Raw genomic sequence first — 691 nt, 5'->3', positions numbered from 1 at the left:
ATCCTGGCGCGTCACGATGCTCAACCCCGACGTGCTCACGGGCCAGGATCCCTGGTGGTACATGCCGGCGACCCTGCTTTCCCTTCCGTTGATCATCGCGACGCTGGGCGTGTTCTTCATACCCGGCAGTTCGCGCGACAACCGCTACGGACCCAGCCCGAGAGGCGCGCCGAGCGAGCGGGCTCCTAGCTCCTGATCAGGCTCGACAAGGCTAGCGCAGCTGGCTGTCCTTGCTGCCGCGGCGGTTGATCCCGCCCTGCACACGGCGCGCGTCGCGGCCCGACTGGCACGGCACGCAGGTGCGCACTCCAGGCAGCGCCTCGCGCCGCGCGGCCGGGATCGGCTCGCCACATTCGTCGCAGAACAACGCGCTTTCGCCAGCGGGCATGTCGGCCCGCGCGGCGAGCACTGCGTCCTTCACCGTGTCGTCGATCTGATCCTGCACCGCGCCGTCGCGCGTCCAGCCGCCTGCCATGTCGCCATCCTTTCCGTCGAACAACATGGGAAGGCGCGCCAGGGTTTCCACCTTGCGCGGACACCGCGCGGCGTTGCGTGCGTTGAGGGCGGATGATCATCGCCACCTACAACGTCAACGGCGTCAACGGCCGGCTGCCCGTTCTCCTCCGCTGGCTCGAGCTGCGCCGAGGATCAGCCGTGGCGTCAGCAGCTTGAAGGCGGCGCGGGCAGGAAC

At 69.0% G+C, this 691-nt stretch carries 2 protein-coding genes; one reads left to right on the top strand and one right to left on the bottom strand.

What is annotated here, in order from left to right; translation table 11 throughout:
- Nucleotides 1–196 (top strand): hypothetical protein (locus tag J7528_RS23840; protein WP_291879820.1); only part of this gene is annotated, 196 nt, incomplete at its 5' end.
- 15 nt (nt 197–211) lie between these two features.
- Here J7528_RS23840 and J7528_RS23835 read toward each other — a convergent pair.
- Complete coding sequence (locus tag J7528_RS23835; protein WP_363270499.1) at nt 212–475, bottom strand: DksA/TraR family C4-type zinc finger protein; 264 nt, start codon at nt 473–475, stop codon at nt 212–214.
- Nucleotides 476–691: the final 216 nt, after the last annotated feature.

It is taken from the genome of Caulobacter sp. (assembly GCF_017744445.1).
GTDB lineage: Bacteria > Pseudomonadota > Alphaproteobacteria > Caulobacterales > Caulobacteraceae > Caulobacter.
This window is presented reverse-complemented; position numbering and strand designations above follow the sequence as displayed.